Consider the following 2,288-nt stretch of genomic DNA (forward strand, 5'->3'; position numbering starts at 1 on the left):
ACGTAAAAAGGGTAAAGACGACCTTTTGGCGATCCTTAAAAACACAAATATGGATAGCGGTGAAATTGCCTACATCCGCCAACATAGGGCGCTTGGTCTTGGGCATGCTGTGTGGTGCGCCCGCCGCCTTTTGGGGCCAAAAGAACCGTTTGCTGTAATTTTGCCCGATGATGTTATTGCGGCTGAAAAGCCCTGTCTTCAGCAAATGATGGAGGCCCACGCCGAACTTGGCGGGTCCATGGTTGCCGCAATGGAAGTTCCTCAGGATAAAGCGTCATCCTACGGCGTTTTGGATTTTGATGCTGAACAAGGGTCCGCTGTGTCTGTGAAGGGCATGGTTGAAAAGCCACCGGCAGGCGAAGAGCCATCCAATCTTGCCGTGATTGGCCGGTATATTTTGTCGCCGGACGTGATGCGTAACCTGAATAAGAAAAAGGCGGGTTCTGGCGGAGAGATTCAATTGACCGATGCGATTGCCGATGAAATCGCTGAGGGGCGCAACGTCTATGGTTACAAGTTCGAGGGCCAGCGTTTTGATTGCGGTTCCAAGGCTGGTTTCTTGCAGGCGACGATTTCGTTTGGCCTATCGCGCCCTGAACTTCGCGATGACCTACAAGAGTTTCTGGACGGTTTAGCGTCTATGCGCGCAGCAGCCCAGTAAGTGAAGAAATGATGCAACATGTTATCGTGACTGGTGGGGCGGGCTATATTGGCTCGCATGCCTGCAAGGCGCTTCGTGCCGCCGGTTTTACGCCAGTGACCGTGGATAATCTATCCACGGGGTGGGAGGATGCGGTCAAGTTCGGCCCATTTGAGCGGTGCGACCTGTTGGATCGCATCAGCCTTGACGCGGTTTTTTCCAAATATAGCCCTGTTGCGGTTATGCATTTTGCGGCTTTCTCTCAGGTGGGAGAAAGCATGCACGATCCTGCAAAATATTGGCGCAACAACGTTATTGGGTCGTTGACGTTGGTAGAGGCTGCGGTCGCAGCCAATTGCCTCAATTTTGTATTCTCATCGACATGTGCGACTTATGGCGATCAAGACAACGTTGTTTTAGATGAGAATAGCGTTCAACTTCCGATCAACTCCTATGGCGCGTCCAAGAAAGCCGTTGAGGATATCCTTGGTAACTTTCAGCAAGCATTTGGGCTTGATCACGTTATCTTTCGCTACTTCAATGTGGCGGGTGGTGATCCCGAGGGTGAGGTTGGCGAGTTCCATCAGCCCGAGACGCATTTGATTCCGCTCATGCTTGATGCAATTTCTGGAAAACGTGATGCGTTGACCATCTTTGGCACTGATTATGAAACGCCTGACGGGACATGTGTGCGTGACTATGTCCATGTCTGCGATCTCGTTGATGCGCATGTTTTGGGCCTTAAATGGCTGCTCGATGGTAAAGGTAGCCGTGTGTTCAATCTTGGGACCGGTGACGGATTCTCTGTTCGTGAAGTAATTGATCATTCGCGCGCTGTTACCAACAAAGAGGTGCCGTACGTGGAAGGAGCGCGCCGCGCTGGGGATTGTACAAAACTGGTTTCAGGATCAGAGCGGGCCGTGACGGAGTTGGGTTGGGCCCCGATGCGATCTAATCTTGGCGAGATGATTGCAGATGCGTGGCGGTGGCACCAATCTGGCCACTATGAAAAGTGATATGAACCCGCATAAAATGCCCCCTAACGGACGGTGAGGGGCACAGCTGTGATGCATTATTTTCAGGCCTATTTGATGCGACAGTTGCGGCGTCATTTGATTTGGAGGTCGTTTCGATCGCGCCGCCAACTGACCGTGATTACGAACCGAACGGCAGTTATTGGAGATGACGCAATTCTTGCAGTCAGCGTGGTTCGAAATGAGGCGCAGCGTCTGCCCTATTTTCTCGACTACTACCGCGATCTTGGGGTCACTCATTTTCTAATTGTTGATAATGATAGCGACGATGGAACCACTGCGCTCTTGGCTCAAATGCGTGACGTATCTCTTTGGGAGACGAAGGCGAGCTACAAGGCATCCCGTTTCGGTTTGGATTGGGCCAACTGGCTATTGATGCGGTATTGCAATGACAAGTGGTGCCTGACGGTCGATGCGGATGAACTTTTTGTTTATCCAGACGTTCAGACCCGTAAGTTGCCGGATTTGTGTCGCTTTTTAGATCAAACGGGAACACCAGCGATGGGTGCGTTGATGTTGGACCTGTATCCTCAGGGTCCGATCGGCGCGGTGCGCTACACGGCGGGCCAAGATCCACGAGACGTTTTGACCCATTTTGATCCAGTACCTTACCG

Annotated in this window: 3 protein-coding genes; all 3 read left to right on the forward strand. The window is 51.8% G+C overall.

Translation table 11 applies throughout. The features are described 5' to 3' along the window. Positions 1 to 661 (forward strand): UTP--glucose-1-phosphate uridylyltransferase (locus ACTG34_RS12695; protein ID WP_439105254.1); only part of this gene is annotated, 661 nt, incomplete at its 5' end. Between the two features lie 11 nt (positions 662 to 672). After that, positions 673 to 1,656: a UDP-glucose 4-epimerase GalE gene (galE, locus tag ACTG34_RS12700; protein ID WP_439105259.1), complete on the forward strand. Its 984-nt coding sequence runs from the start codon at positions 673 to 675 to the stop codon at positions 1,654 to 1,656. Positions 1,657 to 1,707: 51 nt separating this feature from the next. After that, the coding region (locus ACTG34_RS12705) for a glycosyltransferase family 2 protein (protein WP_439105255.1) at positions 1,708 to 2,288 on the forward strand (581 nt) is incomplete at its 3' end.

It is taken from the genome of Celeribacter marinus (assembly GCF_965656515.1).
GTDB classification, from domain to species: domain Bacteria; phylum Pseudomonadota; class Alphaproteobacteria; order Rhodobacterales; family Rhodobacteraceae; genus Celeribacter; species Celeribacter marinus_D.